Here is an 18,209-nt window from a genome sequence, read left to right on the forward strand (position 1 = left end):
CAAAAGGGATCAAAGCAGCGCGTCGAGCTTCTCTTTCAAGAGACCGTTGACCTGCTGCGGGTTGGCGGTGCCGCGCGAGGCTTTCATCACCTGACCGACGAAGTAGCCGATCATCTTGCCGCGCTTTTCCGGCTCCGCGTCGCGGTACTGCGCGACCTGGGCCGGGTTCTCCGCAATCACCTCGTCGATCATCGCCTCGATGGCACCGGTGTCGGTCACCTGTTTCAGGCCCTTGGCCTCGATCACCTCGTCGGCGTCGCGCCCCTGGCCGTTCCACAGCGCCTGGAAGACCTCCTTGGCAGCCTTGCCATTGATCGTGCCGTCGACCACGCGCTTGATGAGCTGACCCAACTGCTGCGCTGACACCGGGCTTTGCGCAACGCCCAGGTTTTCCCGGTTGAGCGCCCCGGAGAGTTCGCCTTGAACCCAGTTGGCCGCCTGCTTGGCGTCACCGCAGACCTGGTACACTTCCTCGAAAAACTCCGCCATTTCGCGACTGGCAGAGAGCACGTTGGCGTCGTACGCCGACAGCCCCAGCTCGTTTTGAAAGCGCGCGCGCTTGTCGGCGGGTAGTTCCGGCAGCTGACCTTTCAAATGGTCGAGATACGCCTGGTCGAGTACGACCGGCAAAAGGTCCGGGCAGGGGAAGTAGCGGTAGTCGTTGGCTTCCTCTTTTGTCCGCATGCTGCGCGTCTCGTCGCGCTCCGGGTCGAACAGGCGCGTCTCCTGGACCACCTTACCGCCGTCCTCGATCAGCTCGATCTGGCGTTCGATCTCGAAGGCGATGGCGCGCTCGACGAAGCGAAACGAGTTGACGTTCTTGATCTCGGCGCGGGTGCCAAACGCTTCCTGTCCTTTGGGGCGCACGGAGACGTTGACGTCGCAGCGCATCGAGCCTTCCGCCATGTTGCCGTCGGAAATGCCGAGATACGTGACGATCGAGTGGATTGCCTTGAGATACGCCGCTGCCTCTTTCGCGCTTCGCATGTCCGGCTCAGAAACGATCTCCAGAAGCGGGGTGCCGGCGCGGTTCAGGTCGATGCCGGTCATGCCCTGGAAGTCTTCGTGCAGCGACTTGCCTGCGTCCTCTTCCAGGTGCGCGTGGTGGATGCGGATGCGCTTGGTCACCTCGTCATCCAGGGTGATCTCGACCTCGCCCGGGCCCACGATGGGGTGGTACATCTGGCTGGTCTGATAGCCCTTGGGCAAATCCGGATAGAAGTAGTTCTTGCGATCGAACACCGATACTTCGGGAATGCCGGCGTGCACCGCCAGGCCGAACTGAACGGCCATCGCCACGGCCTGCTCGTTGAGCACGGGCAAGCTGCCGGGTAGCCCCAGGTCTACCGCGCTTGCCTGGGTGTTGGGCTCACTGCCGAACGCGGTCGACGCCCCGGAGAAGATCTTGGAGCGGGTAGCGAGCTGAACGTGAACCTCCAGCCCGATGACGGTTTCCCATTGCATTAGGCGTTCTCCTCGGCAAGTGCGGGACGTTGAAGGTGCCAATCGGTGGCCTGCTGGAACTGGTGGGCCACGTTCAGAAGCTGCGCCTCGGCGAAGTGGGTGCCAAGAATCTGAAGCCCGACCGGGCGGCCGTCGACGAAGCCTGCCGGCACGCTCATGCCGGGAATGCCCGCCAGGTTGACGGCGATGGTGTAGATATCCTGCAGATACATCGACACCGGGTCCTTTTTCGCGCCCAGGTCAAACGCCGTGGTCGGCGCGGCCGGGCCCATCAGCACGTCGACGTCCTCGAACGCATCGAGAAAGTCCTGACGGATCAGACGGCGGACTTTCTGCGCCTTGATGTAGTAGGCGTCGAAAAAGCCTTCCGAGAGCGTGTGCGTGCCGATCAAAATGCGCCGCTTCACCTCTTCGCCGAACCCTTCCTGGCGGGTGCGGGTATAAAGGTCGATCAGATCCTTTGGATCTTCACAGCGGTGGCCAAAGCGCACGCCGTCATAGCGCGACAGATTCGACGAGGCTTCTGCCGGGGCGATGACATAGTAGGCGGGAATGGCGTAGTGGGTGTGCGGCAGGCTCACCTCGCGCACGGTCGCGCCGAGCGACTCGTACACCTTCACCGCCTCACGCACCGCGCGCTCGACGTCCGGATTCAGGCCGTCACCGAAGTACTCTTTCGGCAGGCCGATCTTGAGCCCGGAAAGCGGCGCATCGAGCTGCTCGGTGTAGTCCGGCACGCCGCGGGTGGCGCAGGTGGAGTCGCGCACGTCGTGACCGGCGATGACGTTGAGAAGATGCGCGCAATCCTCTGCGCTGCGCGCCATGGGCCCGGCCTGATCGAGGCTCGAGGCGTAGGCGATCATGCCAAAACGCGAAACGCGCCCGTAGGTGGGCTTGAGGCCGGTGATGCCGCAAAACGCGGCGGGCTGGCGAATCGAGCCGCCGGTGTCGGTGCCGAGCGCGGCTGGCACCAGGCCCGCCGCGACCGCCGCTGCACTGCCGCCGGAGCTTCCGCCGGGCACTGCCCGGAGATCCCAGGGGTTTTTCACCGGGCCATAATGGCTGTTCTCGTTGGAGGAGCCCATGGCGAACTCGTCCATGTTGGTCTTGCCAAGGCTTACGGTGCGCGCGGCATTCAGTTTTTCGACCACGGTCGCATCGTAAGGCGCTTCGAAGTTATCCAGCATTTTCGAGCCACAGCTGGTTTTAACGCCTTTGGTGCAGAAGATGTCCTTGAGCGCCAGTGGAATACCGGCAAGCGCGTGGGTGTCGCCCGCGGCGCGCGCCTTGTCGGCGGCTTCGGCGTTATCCAGCGCCTGTTCGGCGGTCACGCTGATAAAGCTGTTGAGCTTGCCGTCGAGCCGCTCGATCCGCTGTAGATAGTGGGCGGTGATCTCTCGGCTCGAGAGCTCGCCGCTTTTCAAGGCGGCCGCCAGCTGGGTTACGGTTTGATTATGCATGACCCAAAAGCTCCGTTCGGGGCGAATATGAAAAGTCGAAAGGGCGGGAGGAGGTGGCCTCACTCCACCACGCGAGGCACCAGGTATAGGCCGTCTTCCACCGCTGGCGCGCAGCGCTGATACTCGTCGCGCTGATTGGAATCGGTGACTTCGTCGGCGCGCAGGCGTTGGGTGGCGTCGAGCGGATGGGCGAGCGGGGCGACGCCGTCGGTATTCACCTGCTGAAGCTGGTCGACCATGTCCAGAATTCGGCTGAGATCGTCCACAAAACGGCCGGCCTGGTCGTCGCTGATCGCCAGCCGCGCCAGGTGCGCGGCCCGGCGCACGTGAGATTCTTCAAGTGCCATGATCGCGGTTTCCTCACAAACGTAATGGAACGTATTTCGCGTTGGGCGGTATACGTACGGTCAACAAGACGCCGTCAATCGACAGAACGTCACTAAAATAGCCGCAAAAGGTACCACACAATCCACACAACGGGCAGGGGAGCGACTCGTGCTTGCTGCCAAGGGGTTGCGGTGATACCGTTTGCATCCGCACAGGGTTCCCGGTCTGCACTAGGTAACAACATCCATGTTCAAACGCTTGAGGGGGCTGTTTTCCAGCGATCTATCGATCGATCTGGGTACGGCCAACACACTGATTTATGTACGCGGTCGCGGCATCGTCCTGGACGAGCCTTCCGTCGTCGCCATTCGCCAATCGGGCAATATGCGTAGCGTCGCCTCCGTCGGCGCCGATGCCAAACGGATGCTGGGCCGCACGCCGGGCAACATCACGGCGATCCGTCCGATGAAGGATGGCGTCATCGCCGACTTCACCGTGACCGAGCAGATGCTCCAGCACTTCATTCGTAAAGTGCATCAAAGCACCTTTTTGACCCCCAGCCCCCGCGTTCTCGTGTGCGTGCCGTGCATGTCGACCCAGGTCGAGCGCCGCGCCATTCGTGAATCCGCCGAAGGCGCGGGCGCCCGCGAAGTGTTTCTGATCGAAGAGCCGATGGCCGCCGCGATCGGCGCTGGACTGCCGGTCGAGGAAGCGCAGGGGTCGATGGTCGTCGATATCGGTGGCGGTACTACCGAAATCGCGATCATCTCGCTCAACGGCGTCGTCTACTCCGAATCCATCCGCGTAGGCGGTGACCGTTTCGATGAGGCGATCACCGCGTACGTGCGCCGCCACTACGGCAGCCTCATCGGTGAAGCTACCGCCGAGCGTATCAAGGAAGAGATCGGCTGCGCCTACCCCGGCGGCGAGCTTCGAGAGATCGACGTTCGCGGGCGTAACCTGGCCGAAGGCATCCCCAGAAGCTTCACGCTCAACTCCCACGAGATTCTCGAGGCACTGCAGGAGACGCTCGGCTCGATCGTCGCCGCGGTCAAAAGCGCGCTCGAGCAGTCACCGCCCGAGCTTGCCTCGGACATCGCCGAGCGCGGCCTGGTGTTGACCGGTGGCGGGGCGCTCTTGCGCGATCTGGACAAGCTGATCGCCGAAGAGACGGGCCTTCCCGTGATCGTCGCCGAAGACCCGCTGACCTGCGTGGCGCGCGGCGGTGGTAAAGCGCTGGAAATGATCGATCAGCATACCTTCGAGCTGCTCTCGAGCGACTGATTCCAGCGGTTTACTGCGAGGGGTTGCCTATTAAACCGCTATTTTCGCACGGCCCCATTCCGGGCTACCGGTTCTTCTTTTGCGTGCTGGCGGCAAGCGCCTTGATGTTTGTCGACCAGCGCTTTACGCGCATGGAAGACGTACGCGCTCAGCTCACCATGGTCGTGGCGCCGGTTCAGTGGGTCGTGAGCCTCCCAAGCGACCTACTGAACTGGGGCTCTTTGGTGCTTTCCGACCAGCAGGCGTTGGTGGATGAAAACCGTCTTCTGCGCGAGCAGATTCTGACGCTTTCACACCGCGGCCAGCGCCTGGCCAACCTGACCTCCGAAAACGCCGAGCTGCGCGAGCTTTTGAGCGCCGCCGAGCGTACCGAAATTCCCTACATGTCGGCGGAGCTTTTGTCGCTCGATAACGACCCGTTCAGCCACCAAATGGTGATCGACCGCGGCCACCGCAACGGCGCCTACGTCGGCCAGCCGGTGATCGACGCCTTCGGGCTGGTCGGCCAGGTGACGGCGGTGTCGGCCTACTCGAGCCGGGTGCTGCTGCTGGCCGATGCCAGCCACGCCTTGCCGGTGCAGGTGAATCGTAACGGGCTGCGCTTCATCGTGCAGGGCACCGGGCGCTACGACAGCGTCAGCGTCCTTCACGTGCCGGACACCGCCGATATCCGCGAAGGCGATCTCTTGACCACCTCGGGGCTTGCCGGGCGCTTTCCGCCGGGCTACCCGGTGGCGCGGGTCACCGAGGTCTATCACGACCCGGGCCAGCCTTTTGCTCAGGTGAGTGCGGTACCGTCGGCGCAGCTGACCCGTTCGCGCCACTTCTTGTTGCTGTTTCCGCCGCCGCTGGAACAGGAGGACGAACCACCGTTGTGGGACGCTTCGATGACGATTTCGCCGGCGGCGATCCACGCCTCGCAGCGCCTTAACGAGGCGGCGTCTTCGGAGGTCCCCAATGGCTAGAGCGCCGGTGATTCCGCTGGTGGTGGTATGGCTGAGCCTGGTGCTCTCGCTGTGCCTGCAGGTCATGCCGCTGGCCGATGGTTGGCAAGCCTTTCGCCCGGACTGGATCGGTTTGATGCTGGTCTACTGGTGCATGCGCGTGCCGGACCGCGTGGGGGTGCTGCACGGTTTCATGATCGGGCTGATGCTGGATCTGATCGAGGGCAGCGTACTGGGGCAGCACGCGCTGGTGTACACCACGCTCGCGTTTCTGGCGGCGCTGGTGTACCCGCGCTTTCGCGCCTACTCGCTGGTTCAGCAGGCGGTGCTGGTGCTGGTGCTGCTAGGGCTCGTGCAGCTCATCGAGCAGTGGCTGCGGGTGCTGACCGGCAATTTCACCATCCATCTCTCGTTTTTGATCTCCGCGCTGATCAGCGGGCTGCTGTGGCCCTGGCTTGCCACCATGCTCCTGGCGCTCGAGCGCCGAGCGGTCAAGGGCGCGTCATGAGTGTTGATGGCGCCCACCGCGCGCCGACGCTGTGTCTGGCCTCTGCCTCGCCTCGGCGCAAGGCGCTTTTGGCCTCCATTGGCGTGGCGGTCGAGGTGCGCGCCAGCAACATCGATGAAACGCCCCTGGAAAACGAGTCGGCCCACGACTACGTCGAGCGCCTGGCCATCGCCAAGGCCCGGGCGTGCTTTGGTGCGACCGGGCTAGCCGTACTTGGCTCCGATACCGCCGTGGTGCTTGATGGCCGCGTGCTGGGCAAGCCTGAAAGCGCTGCTCACGGCCGCGAGATGCTCGCCGCGCTTTCCAGCCGGACCCATCAGGTCATGACCGGGGTCGCCGTGATCGGCCCTGCGGGTACGCTCTCAACGGTGGTCACCACCGAGGTGCGCATGAGAGCGATCAGTGATGCTGAAATCGCGCGCTACTGGGAGACCGGCGAGCCCTGGGACAAGGCCGGGGGCTATGCGATTCAAGGCTTGGCCTCCGTATTCGTCGAGGAAATTCGGGGCAGCCACTCGGCGGTGGTCGGACTTCCGCTTTTCGAGACGGCGGCGTTACTTTCGCGTCAGGGTGTGTCCGTTTGGTCGGCTCGCCTGTAAAGTGGTTGGGACATGGAACCCCCTTGAGGCCAGCGAGCCCATAAGGAAGAGCGCATGAGCGGTGAAGTCCTGATCAATCTGACCCCCATGGAAACCCGCGTGGCGCTGGTCGAAAACGGCGTGCTGCAAGAGGCGCTGATCGAGCGTTCGCGCCGGCGCGGGATCGTAGGCAATATCTACAAAGGCAAGGTGGTGCGGGTTCTGCCTGGAATGCAGGCTGCCTTTGTCGATATTGGCCTCGAGCGCGCCGCCTTCATTCACGCCCACGAAGTGATGGCCGAGGCGGGCGCCGGCGAGCCGCACCCGCCGATCGGGGCACTTCTGCACGAGGGCCAGGCGCTGGTGGTGCAGGTCACCAAGGACCCGATCGGCACCAAGGGTGCGCGGCTGACCACGCATCTGTCGATTCCGTCGCGCTATCTGGTCTACATGCCCGACTCGCCCCACCACGGCGTTTCCCAGCGCATCGAGGACGAAGGCGAGCGCGAGAGGCTGAAGGCACTGCTCGACAGAAGCATCGAAGCACAAAGCCTGGAGATCACCGGCGGCTTCATCGTGCGCACCGCTGCCGAAGGCGTGGGTGACGAGGAGCTCGAAAGCGACATGTACTTTCTGCTGCGCATCTGGCGCAAGGTGAGCGAGCGCAAGGTGAGCGCTACGCCCCCGAGCGTCATTTACGACGACCTGCCGCTGTTCATGCGTATTCTGCGCGACGTCATGCGTGACGACATCGAAAAGGTGCGCATCGACTCGAGAGAGAACTTCGTCAAGCTGGTCGAGTTCGCAGAGGAGTTCATGCCCTACGCGGTGGATCGCATCGAGTACTATCCCGGCGAGCGGCCGATCTTCGATCTCTACAGTGTCGAGGACGAAATTCAAAAGGCGCTGGCGCGCAAGGTGCAGCTCAAGTCCGGCGGCTATCTGGTGATCGACCCGACCGAGGCGATGACCACCATCGACGTCAACACCGGCGGCTACGTGGGCCACCGCAATCTCGAGGAGACCATCTTCAAGACCAACCTCGAGGCGGCCACCGCCATCGCCCGCCAGCTGCGCCTACGAAACCTGGGCGGTATCATCATCATCGACTTCATCGACATGATGGACGTCGAGCACCAGCGCCAGGTGCTCAGAGTGCTGGAGAAGGCGCTGGAGCGCGACAACGCCAAGACCAAGTGCACCGGTGTGACCGAGCTCGGACTGGTACAGCTGACGCGCAAGCGCACCCGTGAAAGCCTCGAGCAAACGCTTTGCGAGGCGTGTTCGACCTGCCACGGACGCGGCACCCTGAAAACGCCGGAAACCGTCTGCTACGAAATCTTTCGCGAGATTCTGCGCGAAGAGCGCGCCTACAGCGCCGATACTTACCGAGTGCTGGCCTCCCAGCCCGTGGTCGACCGGCTGCTCGACGAGGAGTCCGCGGCGGTCGCGGATCTGGAGGCGTTCATCGACAAGACCATTCGCTTTCAGGTCGAGCAGCACTACTCACAGGAACAGTACGATATCGTGCTGATGTAATGACGCCAGTGGCTTATCTTCTACGCGGACTGCTGATGCTGGTAGCCGCGCTCCTTGCCCTGATTGCCGTGGCCCTTTTGGTGCTGCGGCTTTCGTTTAGCCAGGCCGACAGCCTGATTCCTAAGGTCGAGTCCCTGCTCGAGACCCACATCGGCGCGCCGGTCTCCATCGAGCATCTGTCGCTATCGCTCGAGCGAAACGATCTGGTACTGCGTTTGGAGGGGCTTACGGCCAGCACTGACCAGGCGCCGCTTTTAACGCTGCCGAGTGCTTACCTTCGCCTGGACACCTGGGCTTCGCTCAAGGCGTTTGCGCCGATTTTCAGCGATGCCCGGATAAGCGAACTCGACGTTCACCTCTACCAGCTCGACGATGGATCCTGGGGATGGCCCGACCCGGCAACGCTTCCGCTGCTGTTCGCCCAGGAGCCCAGCGTGGATCTCAACCGGATCGACCGCTGGACCGCGCTGGTGCTCAAGCAGCGGCTTTGGCTGCGCGATAGTCAGCTGACCCTGCACGGACGCGAGCAGACCCTGGCGCTGAACGCGCCGCGTTTGCTGCTCGGCGGTAGCGACGAGCTCGCCCGCTTCGAAGGTACGGTCAATATTCTCGATGCAGATACACCCGCTGACCAACGCGCCTTGCCTGCGCTAATCGTGCAGGCGGAAATGCAGCCGGGCCCCGGCGGGCCGAGCGACTTCTCCGCCGCGGTACAGCTGGAGCTTCAGCTCGATCATCTGGTGGCGCTTGGCGACGTGTTCCGCGCCGATCACATGCCTTACATCGAGCAGGCCGGCGGGTCGGTGCGGCTTTGGGGCGAGTGGTTCGGCGGCCGGCTCGATCGGGTGCGCGCCGGCGTCGGTATTCCCCAGCTGACGCTCAGACAGCAAGAGCAGTTCGCCGTTCTGCGCGATATTCAGGCCAGCGGCGAGTGGGAGCGCGACGGCGACGGCGGCGAGGCCTGGCTCAGCGGCGACGCCAAAAGCGTCGAGTGGGCGCAGCCGGACAACGTCAGCGAAGGCCCGGCACTGCCGCGCCATTGGTATTTGACCCACCAGCCTGGCCGCTGGGCACTGCGCACCAGCGCGTTTGAACTGGCCTCGCTGACGGCCTGGCGAGAGTACGCCTTTTTGCCCGAATCGCTGACTCGGGTATTGCAAACGCTTTCGCCCAGCGGCCAGGTGAAGGGGATTGCACTTGGTCAGCGTGACGGCCATTGGGGCGTGGACGTCGCACTCAACGATGTAAGCGTCGAGCCCTGGCAGCAGGCGCCGGGAGGCGGGCCGCTCGATGCCTGGGTACAGGCGCGGGACCGTCGCGGACGGGTAACGTTTTCAAGCGACGGTGACAGCCAGCTCAACTTTCCCGGCGTGTTCGCCGAGCCCATGGCGCTTCGCCACGCCCGCGGTATGGTGGAGTGGGTCTACGACGGGCCCAATACCATGGTCAGCGGCCGCGAGCTCGACATCGATTGGAACGGCGCCGAGATCACCGGGGGCTTTGGTTTGATCAACGGCCAGGGCCGCGGCCAGTTCGGCCTCAATATCGACTTTGCCAACGTCGACGCTATCGCCACGCCGCTGCCCCAGTGGCTCCCGGTGAAGGTGTTGGACGAGGGCCTTCTGGAGTGGCTTTCAAACGACGTGGGCGGGGTCGTGCCCAGCGGCTCGCTGCGGCTAGGGCTTCCTATTGGTGAAAACCGCTCGGGCAACCCGCCCACCGTGGCGTTGGCGCTCGATATCGAGCAGGGTTTCTTGCCGATCGGCGAGGGCTGGCCGATGATCGAGGACGTCGCTGGTCGGCTGAGCTTTAAAGGCCAGACGCTCAGCGCGCGCGTCGACCGCGCCCAGAGCCTGGGGGTCCAGGCGCGCGATGGCGAGGTGACGCTCGAGGATGACCACTTGGCGGTCGACGGCGAACTCGCCAGCAGCGCGGCCTCGATGATCGATTTCATTCAGGCCATACCGGAGGTCGACACGTTGTTTCTAAGCGATGTGCGCGCCAGCGGCGAGGTCGATGGCGACCTGCAGCTCACCCTTGAGCTGGACGAACCCGACACGCTCGCGCTCGACATCACGGCGCGTCCATCGCTTTCGCGGCTAAGTCACGCTGCTTTCGCGCAGGCCCCGCTGACCGACATCGGCGGCGAGCTGAACTGGCAGCAGCGCGGCGAGCGCTTCGCGCTTTTGGGTAACGCCCAGGGGCGACTGCTCGACGGGCCCGTTCGCGCCGACTTCGACGTGCCGGAAAGCGGTATTTCGCTTGGCGGCGTGGTCGATACCGGCGAGCTTTTCACCCTGGCCGGGGTGGACCGTCAGCGCACCAATACGCTGTTGAATGGCCGGGCTGACTGGAACGGTCACATTCGTCTGGAGCCCAGCATCTGGCTTGGGTTTCAAAGCGATCTGGTGGGCGTCGAAAGCCGCTTGCCCGCACCGTTCAACAAATCCCGCGGTACGCCCTGGCCGCTCGAGATCGAAGGCGATGTCGAAAGTGGCGCGCTACATGCTCGCCTGGGCGAGGTGGTCGAGGCTCGGCTGCGGCTAGGTGACGCCGTCGACGGGGCGGTGGCCATTGGCCGCGCCGCGACGCTACCCGAGGTGCCTCCCGGCGGCGGGCTTGCGCTCCAGGCAAATCTTGCACGGCTCAACGTGCTCGACTGGCAGCGTGCGCTCGCCCCGATTGCCGAGGGCGGCAGCCAACGCGATGGGCCGCCGGAAATTCCGCGCTTCGATACCCCGGTGAGTCTGATGCTCGATACGCCGTGTTTGAGCGCCAATCAGCGCTGCCTGGGGGCGCTCAGCCTGTCGGCGCAGCTGGCCGATCAAGCGCTCGATGCCCGTGTTGGCGGCGATATCGTCTCCGGCCGGGTGGCGTATCAGCCAGCGCTTGAGCGGCCTCTGGACATTACCGTGGCCTCGCTCGACGCCGACCGGCTGGTGGGGCTTTCGCTGGGCAGTGAATCTGCTCCGGCGCCGGACTCCTGGCTTGCGGCGGTCGAGACCTCGCCGCCCGAGGTGTTCAGCGCCCCGGCCTGGCTTGGTGATGTGCCCAACGGACGCTTGAGGCTTGCCGAAGTCAGCCTTCATGATCACCGCATCGGCCCGCTCACCGCTTACTGGCAAACCGGGGAGCGACGCTTTGCGCTGTCGCCGGTAGGGCTTACGCTGGGCGAGCTGTCGTTGACCGGCGAGCTTTTCTGGCAGGATCACCAGACCCGGGCGGATATCGCCGTGCGCGGTGGGGACCTTGGCACCGCGCTCGAGGAGCTCGGTCAGCCGGTGCCGATGACTAGTCGCGTGACGCGCGCTAACGCGTCGCTCGAATGGTTGGGGGCGCCCTGGCAGGTCGATCTGGCCCGCGCCACCGGCGAGCTCGATACCGATATTCGTGACGGCCGCTTTTTATCGATGAACTCGCCCTCTGCAAAGCTCGTCGGGCTCTTGAATTTCGACAACCTGCTGCGTCGTTTACGGCTCGATTTTACCGACATCACCGGCGAAGGCATGGCCTTCGATCGTCTCAAAGGCAGTGCAACGGTCGCCGGTGGGCGTTTAACGCTTCGCGAACCCTTGCAAATCGAAGCGCCGGCCGCCACGTTAAGATTCAATGGACATGTTAACCTGCTCCAACGCGAACTCGACCAGCATCTTGGCGTCACACTGCCCGTTAGCCAGACGCTCCCCATCGCCGCGCTCGCGGTGGGCGCGCCGGTGGCGGGCGCGGCGCTGTTCGTTGCCGACCAGCTATTTGGCGAGACGCTAAACCGAGCGACCACTTTACATTTTCGCGTGCAGGGTCCCTGGACCTCGCCGCGCGTTACGCTAAAAGGCCCCTAATGACCGCACACACGAGTGATTTGGATTTTGCCGCCTCTATCCTGTTGACGCCCGGGGGGCTGGATTTACAGGCGTTGGACACCGGGCTCGACGTCGCGCTTGGCGCCGGGGTCGACTACGCGGATCTCTACTTTCAGCGCACCTGGCAGGAGGGCTGGGTGCTGGAAGATGGGCGCGTGAAAGAGGCCAGCTACAATATCGACGGTGGCGTAGGCGTACGTTCTCTAGCCGGTGAGAAGACCGGCTTCGCCTACTCCAATCAGATCAACGCCAACGCCCTGCTGGATACCGGGCGTACCGCGGCGGGCATCGTGCGCAGCGGCCAAAAGCGCGCCGGCCAGCCGGTAGCGATGACTCATGCCGAGCACTTCTATGCCGGGATCGATCCGCTGGCGGGGCTTAGCGCTGAGGAGAAGGTGGCCATGTTGATGGAGGCCGACCGGGTAGCGCGGGCGGCGGATCCGAGTGTCAGCCAGGTCAGCGCTTCGCTTTCCGGCACTTATGAGGTGGTGCTGGTGCGGGCAAGCGACGGCACGCTCGCCGCGGACATTCGTCCGCTGGTGCGCTTCAACGTCAGCGTGATTGCCTCCAAAAACGGCCGCCGCGAGCGCGGCGGCGCCGGCGGCGGTGGGCGCTACTCCATGGCCACGTTAAAAGAGCAGGGCGCGCCGGCGATTTACGCCAGGGAGGCGGTACGCCAGGCGCTGGTCAACCTGGAGGCCATCGATGCCCCAGCGGGTCAGATGCCGGTAGTGCTCGGTGCGGGCTGGCCGGGCATTTTGCTCCACGAAGCCGTCGGCCACGGCCTGGAAGGTGACTTCAACCGCAAGGGCAGCTCGGCGTTTTCCGGGCGCATGGGGCAGCAGGTCGCCGCCCGAGGCGTGACCGTGGTGGACGACGCGACGATCATGGACGGGCGCGGCTCGCTGAGCGTCGACGACGAAGGTACGCCTGGCCAGAATACGCCGTTGATCGAGGACGGTATTCTTACCGGCTACATGCAGGACAAGCTCAACGCACGGCTGATGGGCATGGCGCCGACCGGCAACGCGCGGCGCGAGTCGTTTGCCCACCTACCCATGCCGCGCATGACCAATACGGTGATGCTGGCCGGTCAGGACGACCCGGACGAGATCATCAAAAGCGTCAAGCGCGGCATCTACGCGGTGAGCTTTGGCGGCGGCCAGGTGGATATCACCTCGGGCAAGTTCGTGTTCTCGGCAAGCGAGGCCTACATGATCGAGGACGGCAAAATTACCGCGCCGGTCAAGGGGGCGACGCTGATCGGCAACGGCCCCGAGGCGATGGGGCGAGTGTCGATGATCGGCCACGACATGGCGATGGATACCGGCGTCGGCGTATGCGGCAAGGAAGGCCAGGGCGTGCCGGTTGGCGTGGGTCAGCCCACGCTCAAGCTCGACGAGCTGACCGTGGGCGGCACCCAGTCCTGACGCGCCTGGCGGTGAAAGAGGATTAGAGAACGAGCGTTTCGCGAAGGTGTTTGAAAAGCTTGCGGGCGCTGGCCGGCGGCTTTTCCTGCTCACGCTCCTTTTGAGCGTTGCGAACGAGCTGGCGAATGGCCTGGCGATCCGCGGTGGGGTGCTCCGCCATGAACGCATCGACCGCCGGGTCGCCTTCGTCGATCAGCCGGTCGCGCCACTTTTCGAGGCGGTGAAAGGCGTGATCGCGCTGGTTCTTCTCCGCTTCAATGGCGTCGAACACCGCCTGAATCGCGTTCAGATCCTCCTTGCGCACCAGCTTGCCTACGTACTGCATGTGGCGCCGGCGACCTTCATGGGAGCGAATGCGCGAGGTTTCATCGATGGCGGCGAGCATGTCGTCGGAGAGCGGAAAGCGCGCGCGCTCGGCGGGCCTCATCGCAATCAGCGTTTCGCCCAGCGCCTGCAGCTCGTGCATTTCGCGCTTGAGCTGGGATTTGCTGGGCCGCTCCGGGGCGTCGTCGAGCTCATCGAAAGACTCGACCGCAGGGCGTTTTTTAGGCATACGTCACTCACTTGATAGATTTGTCGCCGGCTAGTATATCAGCTGCGACCCTTACATTGATCCGCCCGCGACAGCGGCGATAAGGAGAACGTTATGGCACAGGCATTCGACGCGGCCGCGCAGCAGCAGGAGCTCGTCGCGCGGGCCGAAGAGGCGCTGGCGCTGGCCAAAAAGCTGGGCGCCGACCAGGCCGAGGTAGGCGCCAGCGTCGACCAGGGACTGTCGGTGAGCGTACGCCTGGGTGAGGTCGAAACCGTCGAGCTTTCCCGGGATCAAGGCATCGCGGTGACGCTTTACGTGGGCAGCCGCAAGGGCAGCGCGTCCTCCAGTGACGCGAGTTCCGCCTCGATCAAGGCGGCAGTCGAGAAGGCGCTGTCGATTGCGCGCTATACCGGTGAGGACCCGGCGGCCGGACTCGCCGAGGCCTCCCTGATGGCCACCCACCTGCCTGATCTCGACGTGCATCACCCCTGGGCGCTGGATACCGAGCGCGCCACGGAGCTCGCGCTTGCCTGCGAGCGCGCCGGGAGCGAGGTGGCCGGCATTCATCAGTCCGAAGGCGCCTCGCTTTCAAGCGGCGAGGGTGTGCGGGTGTACGCCAATAGCCACGGTTTCGTAGGCACGCAAAAGGGCAGCAGTCACTCGCTCTCCTGCATGCTGATCGCCCAGGATGAGCAGGGCATGCAGCGCGATTTTGATTACACCAGCGCCCGCGACCCGCGGGCGCTGAGAGACCCACAAAGCGTGGGGCGCGAAGCGGCCAGGCGTACCCTGCGCCGGCTGGGCGCCAAACGCCCGCCGACCGGCACGTTCCCGGTGCTGTTCGACCCGTCTCTGGCATCCGGGCTGGTGGGGCATCTCATGGGAGCGCTGGCCGGCGGCGCGCTCTACCGCGAGGCCTCTTTTTTGTGCGACAAGCTGGGCGAGCCGCTGTTTCCCGAGTGGTTCAACCTCGAGGAGCGCCCGCTGGAAGTCGGCGCCATGGCAAGCTCGCCCTTCGACGGTGAAGGCGTGCAGACGCGCCACAACCGCTTTATCGAAGATGGGCGCATCGCAAGCTATATGCTCTCGTCCTACAGCGCCCGGCGCCTTGGCATGACCACGACCGGCAATGCGGGCGGGGCGCGCAACATCCGCCTCGAAGCGCCGCAGGAAAGCCTGGAGTCACTGCTGGCGCGCATGGGGCGCGGCGTGCTGGTGACCGAACTGATGGGCCAGGGCGTGAACAGCGTAACCGGCGACTACTCCCGCGGCGCTGCAGGTTTTTGGGTCGAGAACGGCCAGATCCAGTATCCGGTCGAGGAGTTCACCATCGCGGGTAATCTGATGACGATGTTCAAGGGCCTCCAGGCACTGGGCGACGACATCGATACCCGGGGCAGTATCCACACGGGAAGCTGGCTGGTCGACGCCATGACCGTCGCCGGCGACTAAACGCGCAACACGTACGATAGCCCGCGACGGCTCGAACTGCGTCGCGGGTTTTTTTATGGGTAGCGTTTTTCAAATTAGCTTTTGGGGCGGTACTGGGCGTCCAGGTTCAGGCGCTCGAGCAGACGCTCGAACAAAAAGTACTCGGGCCCGGCGAGCGAGCGACTCAGGCAGTCCAGATACTCCCGGCGTGGGTAGCGCCGCCAGCGCGGCAGCTTGTAAGCGTCGAGGTCGATGGCCACCATGCGGCCCTCATGGACCAGAAAATTCTCGGTGTGCAGGCCGCGACAGTGAATGCCCTCGTGATCAAACGCGGCCAGCGCGTCCAGATACTGCTCCTGTAGATTTGGGGAGTCGAGAATGTGGGCCCTGAGCGGCTCACCGTGGACGTTGTCGGTGACCAATCGGTAAGGGCGAGTCTCGACGATGCGCGGCGTGGCGATACCGAGCGCCTCCAGGCGCGCGGCGACCAGGGCGAAGTTGTGCCCAGGGTAGGGGCGAATGCGCGTTAGATAGCGCAGCCGGTCGAAGGCCTTGGGATGAAAGGTTTTGATGAAATGATCGCGGGCCGGGTCGAAATGGACCCGGGAGTACTTGCCGGTCTGAATGAGCTGCATGATGGGGCCCGATAGATGAGCATCGGCCGCTGAGAACCGATCGATGAAAAGGCGTAGCGCCCTGGACGGGGATCAGGCGTCCTCGTCGAAGCGCGCCTCGAACAGCGCCTGTAGGGCGTCCAGCGCCGCCTCGGCGTCGTCGCCCGTGGCCTCTACAACGAGCTCGGTGCCGCAGGGTGCGGCCAGCATCAAAAGTGACATGATATTGGCGGCATCGGCTTTCTGGGTCTGCCGGTAGACGTGCACGCTTGCCTCGAAACGCTGCGCGCAGGTTACGAGTTTGGTGGCGGCGCGAGCGTGCAGGCCGCGCTGATTGGTCAGTGTCAAACGTCTTTCTGGCACCTGTTTCCCTGTTTTCCGCTCGTTGCTTATGGTGGTGCTGATCCCGGCCTCTGCGTTACGCCGTTGATCGGTCGTCAACAGCGTTTGAGCCGCTCGTGGCGTCGAGGCTAAAGTGAAGGCCCAGTTCCCGGTGGCGCACTTGAACACCCCCGCGCGAGGCGAGCAGATCCTGCGCCAGCCGGTCGACCATGTAGACCGAGCGGTGCTGGCCGCCGGTGCAGCCAATCGCGACGGTCATGTAGCTACGCTGGCTATTCTGATAGGCGGGCAGCCACTTCTCGAGCCAATCGAGAATGTCCTGGCGCATATCACCGACCACCGGGTAGCTCTCCAGAAAACCGACGATCGCGTCGTCGCGACCGGTGTGGGGGCGTAGCGTCGGGTCCCAGTAGGGGTTGGGCAGGCAGCGAATGTCGAAGACGATATCGGCGTCCAGCGGCACGCCACGCTTGTAGCCGAAGGACTCGAGCGTGAGCGTAAGCTGGCTTTGGCGCTGGTGCCCCAGCTGGTCGGTGATGCGTCGGCGCAGATCGTGCACCGTGAGCCGCGAAGTGTCGATCATCAGATCCGCCAGCTCGCGAATGCCGAACAGCGTCTGCTCCTCCTGGGAAATCGCCTCTTCCAGCGTCATGTCGCTGTCGCGGGTGAGCGGATGGCGCCGACGAGTGGCGGAGTAGCGCTCGAGCAGCGTGCGCGCGTCGGTGGTCAGATAAATGACCTGAACGCGGGTGCTGCCGTTTTTGATGTCCTGGAGCAGCGCAGGGAAGCGTTCAAGCGCGGTGGGCAGATTGCGTGCATCGATGCTCACCGCCAGGTGCGTGCGCTCACCGTGCTGGCCAAGCTCTTCGACCAGCGAGCCCAAAAGCATTGCCGGCAGGTTGTCGATGGCGTAGTAGCCCAAATCTTCCAGCGCCTGAAGCGCAATGGACTTCCCCGACCCGGAGCGGCCGCTGATGATCACAAGTTGCATCGTGTCTCTCTTCGGTCAGTGAGCGCTCTTATCGGCACACGCCTGTACGTAAGCGCGATTGCGATTGAAGGGCCGGGAAAAGCGAAGGTGGTGGGCTTACCCCTGCGCCTGCTCGCGAATGCGGGCGGTGACCAGCTCTAAAAGCTCGCGCTGGCTTTCACACTTTCGAAACTGCGCGCGGGTCGTGGCGTCGTTCATAATGGTGGCGACCTGGCCCAAAAGCGCCAGATGCGTGTCGTCCGCCTCTTCCGGTACCAGCAGCACGAACACCAGATCCACCGGATCGCCATCGATGGCGTCGAAGTCGACGGGTTCGGCGAGCTTTAGAAAGCCGGCGATCGGCGCGCTGCAGTGCGGACTTCGGGCGTGGGGAATCGCGACCCCATTGCCGATGCCGGTACTGCCAAGGCGCTCACGACCGACCAGCCGGCTGAAAACTTCCTGACTATCCAGGCTCGGTGTGTTTTGAGCGATGAACGTGCTGAAGAACTCCAGCACCCGTTTTTTGCTGCCCCCGGGGACGTCGAACAGCACGCGCTCCGGGGGGAGTATGGTTTCCAGGGTCATCGAATTAACGCACGCCAGCGCCCTGGGCGCGGGCCTGTGCTTTTTCCTTGTGTTTTACCAGTTGGCGGTCGAGCTTGTCGGCCAGGGCGTCGATGGCGGCATACATATCATTGTCCTCGGCTTCGGCGTGTACGTCGGCGCCCGAAGCATGCAGCGTGCAGGCGGCCTGCTGACGCTCCTTTTCGATCGACAGCGTCACCTGCACGGTGGTGATGTTGTCGTAGTGGCGTTCGATACGCTCGAGTTTCTCGTTGACGTAGTCACGCAGGGCGTCTGTCAGTTCCAGGTGATGACCGGTAATGTTCACTTGCATCGACGTACTCCTAATCCAGGAC

Annotated in this window: 17 protein-coding genes; 8 read left to right on the top strand and 9 right to left on the bottom strand. The window is 64.0% G+C overall.

From position 1 onward, the window contains the following. Positions 1–9: 9 nt before the first annotated feature. The 3 genes from gatB to gatC are packed head-to-tail and all read right to left on the bottom strand — an operon-like array spanning position 10 to position 3,271. Positions 10–1,464: an Asp-tRNA(Asn)/Glu-tRNA(Gln) amidotransferase subunit GatB gene (gene gatB / locus RN347_RS07000; RefSeq protein ID WP_311960671.1), complete on the bottom strand. Its 1,455-nt coding sequence runs from the start codon at positions 1,462–1,464 to the stop codon at positions 10–12. After that, positions 1,464–2,924: an Asp-tRNA(Asn)/Glu-tRNA(Gln) amidotransferase subunit GatA gene (gene gatA / locus RN347_RS07005; protein ID WP_311960672.1), complete on the bottom strand. Its 1,461-nt coding sequence runs from the start codon at positions 2,922–2,924 to the stop codon at positions 1,464–1,466. The genes gatB and gatA overlap by 1 nt, the downstream gene beginning before the upstream one ends. A gap of 59 nt (positions 2,925–2,983) precedes the next feature. Beyond that, entirely contained in the window at positions 2,984–3,271 is a 288-nt protein-coding gene (gatC, locus tag RN347_RS07010; protein WP_263584329.1) for an Asp-tRNA(Asn)/Glu-tRNA(Gln) amidotransferase subunit GatC, read from the bottom strand. Between the two features lie 226 nt (positions 3,272–3,497). Here gatC and RN347_RS07015 point away from each other — a divergent pair, with 226 nt between their 5' ends. Genes RN347_RS07015 through tldD form a run of 7 tightly spaced genes read left to right on the top strand, consistent with a single transcriptional unit; the run spans position 3,498 to position 13,394 of the window. Further along, a complete protein-coding gene (locus RN347_RS07015) occupies positions 3,498–4,535 on the top strand; it encodes a rod shape-determining protein (protein WP_018915723.1) in 1,038 nt (345 codons plus the stop codon). 23 nt (positions 4,536–4,558) lie between these two features. Then, entirely contained in the window at positions 4,559–5,500 is a 942-nt protein-coding gene (gene mreC, locus RN347_RS07020; RefSeq protein WP_263584328.1) for a rod shape-determining protein MreC, read from the top strand. Next, positions 5,493–5,987: a rod shape-determining protein MreD gene (mreD, locus tag RN347_RS07025; protein WP_263584327.1), complete on the top strand. Its 495-nt coding sequence runs from the start codon at positions 5,493–5,495 to the stop codon at positions 5,985–5,987. The genes mreC and mreD overlap by 8 nt, the downstream gene beginning before the upstream one ends. Continuing rightward, positions 5,984–6,586 carry a nucleoside triphosphate pyrophosphatase gene (locus tag RN347_RS07030; RefSeq protein WP_263584326.1) on the top strand — a complete coding sequence of 201 codons (603 nt, stop codon included), beginning with the start codon at positions 5,984–5,986 and terminating at the stop codon, positions 6,584–6,586. The genes mreD and RN347_RS07030 overlap by 4 nt, the downstream gene beginning before the upstream one ends. A 54-nt stretch (positions 6,587–6,640) precedes the next feature. Continuing rightward, positions 6,641–8,104 (top strand): ribonuclease G, encoded by a 1,464-nt coding sequence (gene rng, locus RN347_RS07035; RefSeq protein ID WP_263584325.1) that lies wholly within the window; start codon positions 6,641–6,643, stop codon positions 8,102–8,104. Beyond that, positions 8,104–11,943 (top strand): AsmA-like C-terminal region-containing protein, encoded by a 3,840-nt coding sequence (locus RN347_RS07040; protein WP_311960673.1) that lies wholly within the window; start codon positions 8,104–8,106, stop codon positions 11,941–11,943. Before rng ends, RN347_RS07040 begins: the two co-directional genes overlap by 1 nt. Beyond that, the gene (tldD, locus tag RN347_RS07045; protein ID WP_311960674.1) at positions 11,943–13,394 is read left to right on the top strand and encodes a metalloprotease TldD; all 1,452 of its coding nucleotides are present in this window, start codon (positions 11,943–11,945) and stop codon (positions 13,392–13,394) included. Before RN347_RS07040 ends, tldD begins: the two co-directional genes overlap by 1 nt. Before the next feature lie 22 nt (positions 13,395–13,416). Here tldD and yjgA read toward each other — a convergent pair whose 3' ends face one another. Beyond that, positions 13,417–13,947: a ribosome biogenesis factor YjgA gene (gene yjgA, locus RN347_RS07050; protein WP_263584322.1), complete on the bottom strand. Its 531-nt coding sequence runs from the start codon at positions 13,945–13,947 to the stop codon at positions 13,417–13,419. 93 nt (positions 13,948–14,040) lie between these two features. Between yjgA and pmbA the strand changes: the two genes are divergently transcribed. Further along, positions 14,041–15,381, top strand: a complete 1,341-nt coding sequence (gene pmbA, locus RN347_RS07055; RefSeq protein WP_263584321.1) for a metalloprotease PmbA — start codon at positions 14,041–14,043, stop codon at positions 15,379–15,381. Positions 15,382–15,455: 74 nt separating this feature from the next. On the opposite strand, the gene RN347_RS07060 is transcribed toward pmbA, so the two are convergent. The 5 genes from RN347_RS07060 to hpf form a co-directional block, all read right to left on the bottom strand. Beyond that, positions 15,456–15,995: a hypothetical protein gene (locus RN347_RS07060; RefSeq protein ID WP_311960675.1), complete on the bottom strand. Its 540-nt coding sequence runs from the start codon at positions 15,993–15,995 to the stop codon at positions 15,456–15,458. A 72-nt stretch (positions 15,996–16,067) separates the two neighbouring features. Then, the gene (locus RN347_RS07065) at positions 16,068–16,337 is read right to left on the bottom strand and encodes an HPr family phosphocarrier protein (RefSeq protein WP_263584319.1); all 270 of its coding nucleotides are present in this window, start codon (positions 16,335–16,337) and stop codon (positions 16,068–16,070) included. A 55-nt stretch (positions 16,338–16,392) separates the two neighbouring features. Next, positions 16,393–17,307 (bottom strand): RNase adapter RapZ, encoded by a 915-nt coding sequence (rapZ, locus tag RN347_RS07070; protein ID WP_263584318.1) that lies wholly within the window; start codon positions 17,305–17,307, stop codon positions 16,393–16,395. Between the two features lie 96 nt (positions 17,308–17,403). Next, a complete protein-coding gene (locus RN347_RS07075; RefSeq protein WP_263584317.1) occupies positions 17,404–17,874 on the bottom strand; it encodes a PTS sugar transporter subunit IIA in 471 nt (156 codons plus the stop codon). Between the two features lie 4 nt (positions 17,875–17,878). Further along, a complete protein-coding gene (gene hpf, locus RN347_RS07080; protein ID WP_263584316.1) occupies positions 17,879–18,187 on the bottom strand; it encodes a ribosome hibernation-promoting factor, HPF/YfiA family in 309 nt (102 codons plus the stop codon). Positions 18,188–18,209 lie beyond the last annotated feature (22 nt).

Source organism: Halomonas sp. PAMB 3264, assembly GCF_031954245.1.
Lineage (GTDB): Bacteria > Pseudomonadota > Gammaproteobacteria > Pseudomonadales > Halomonadaceae > Vreelandella.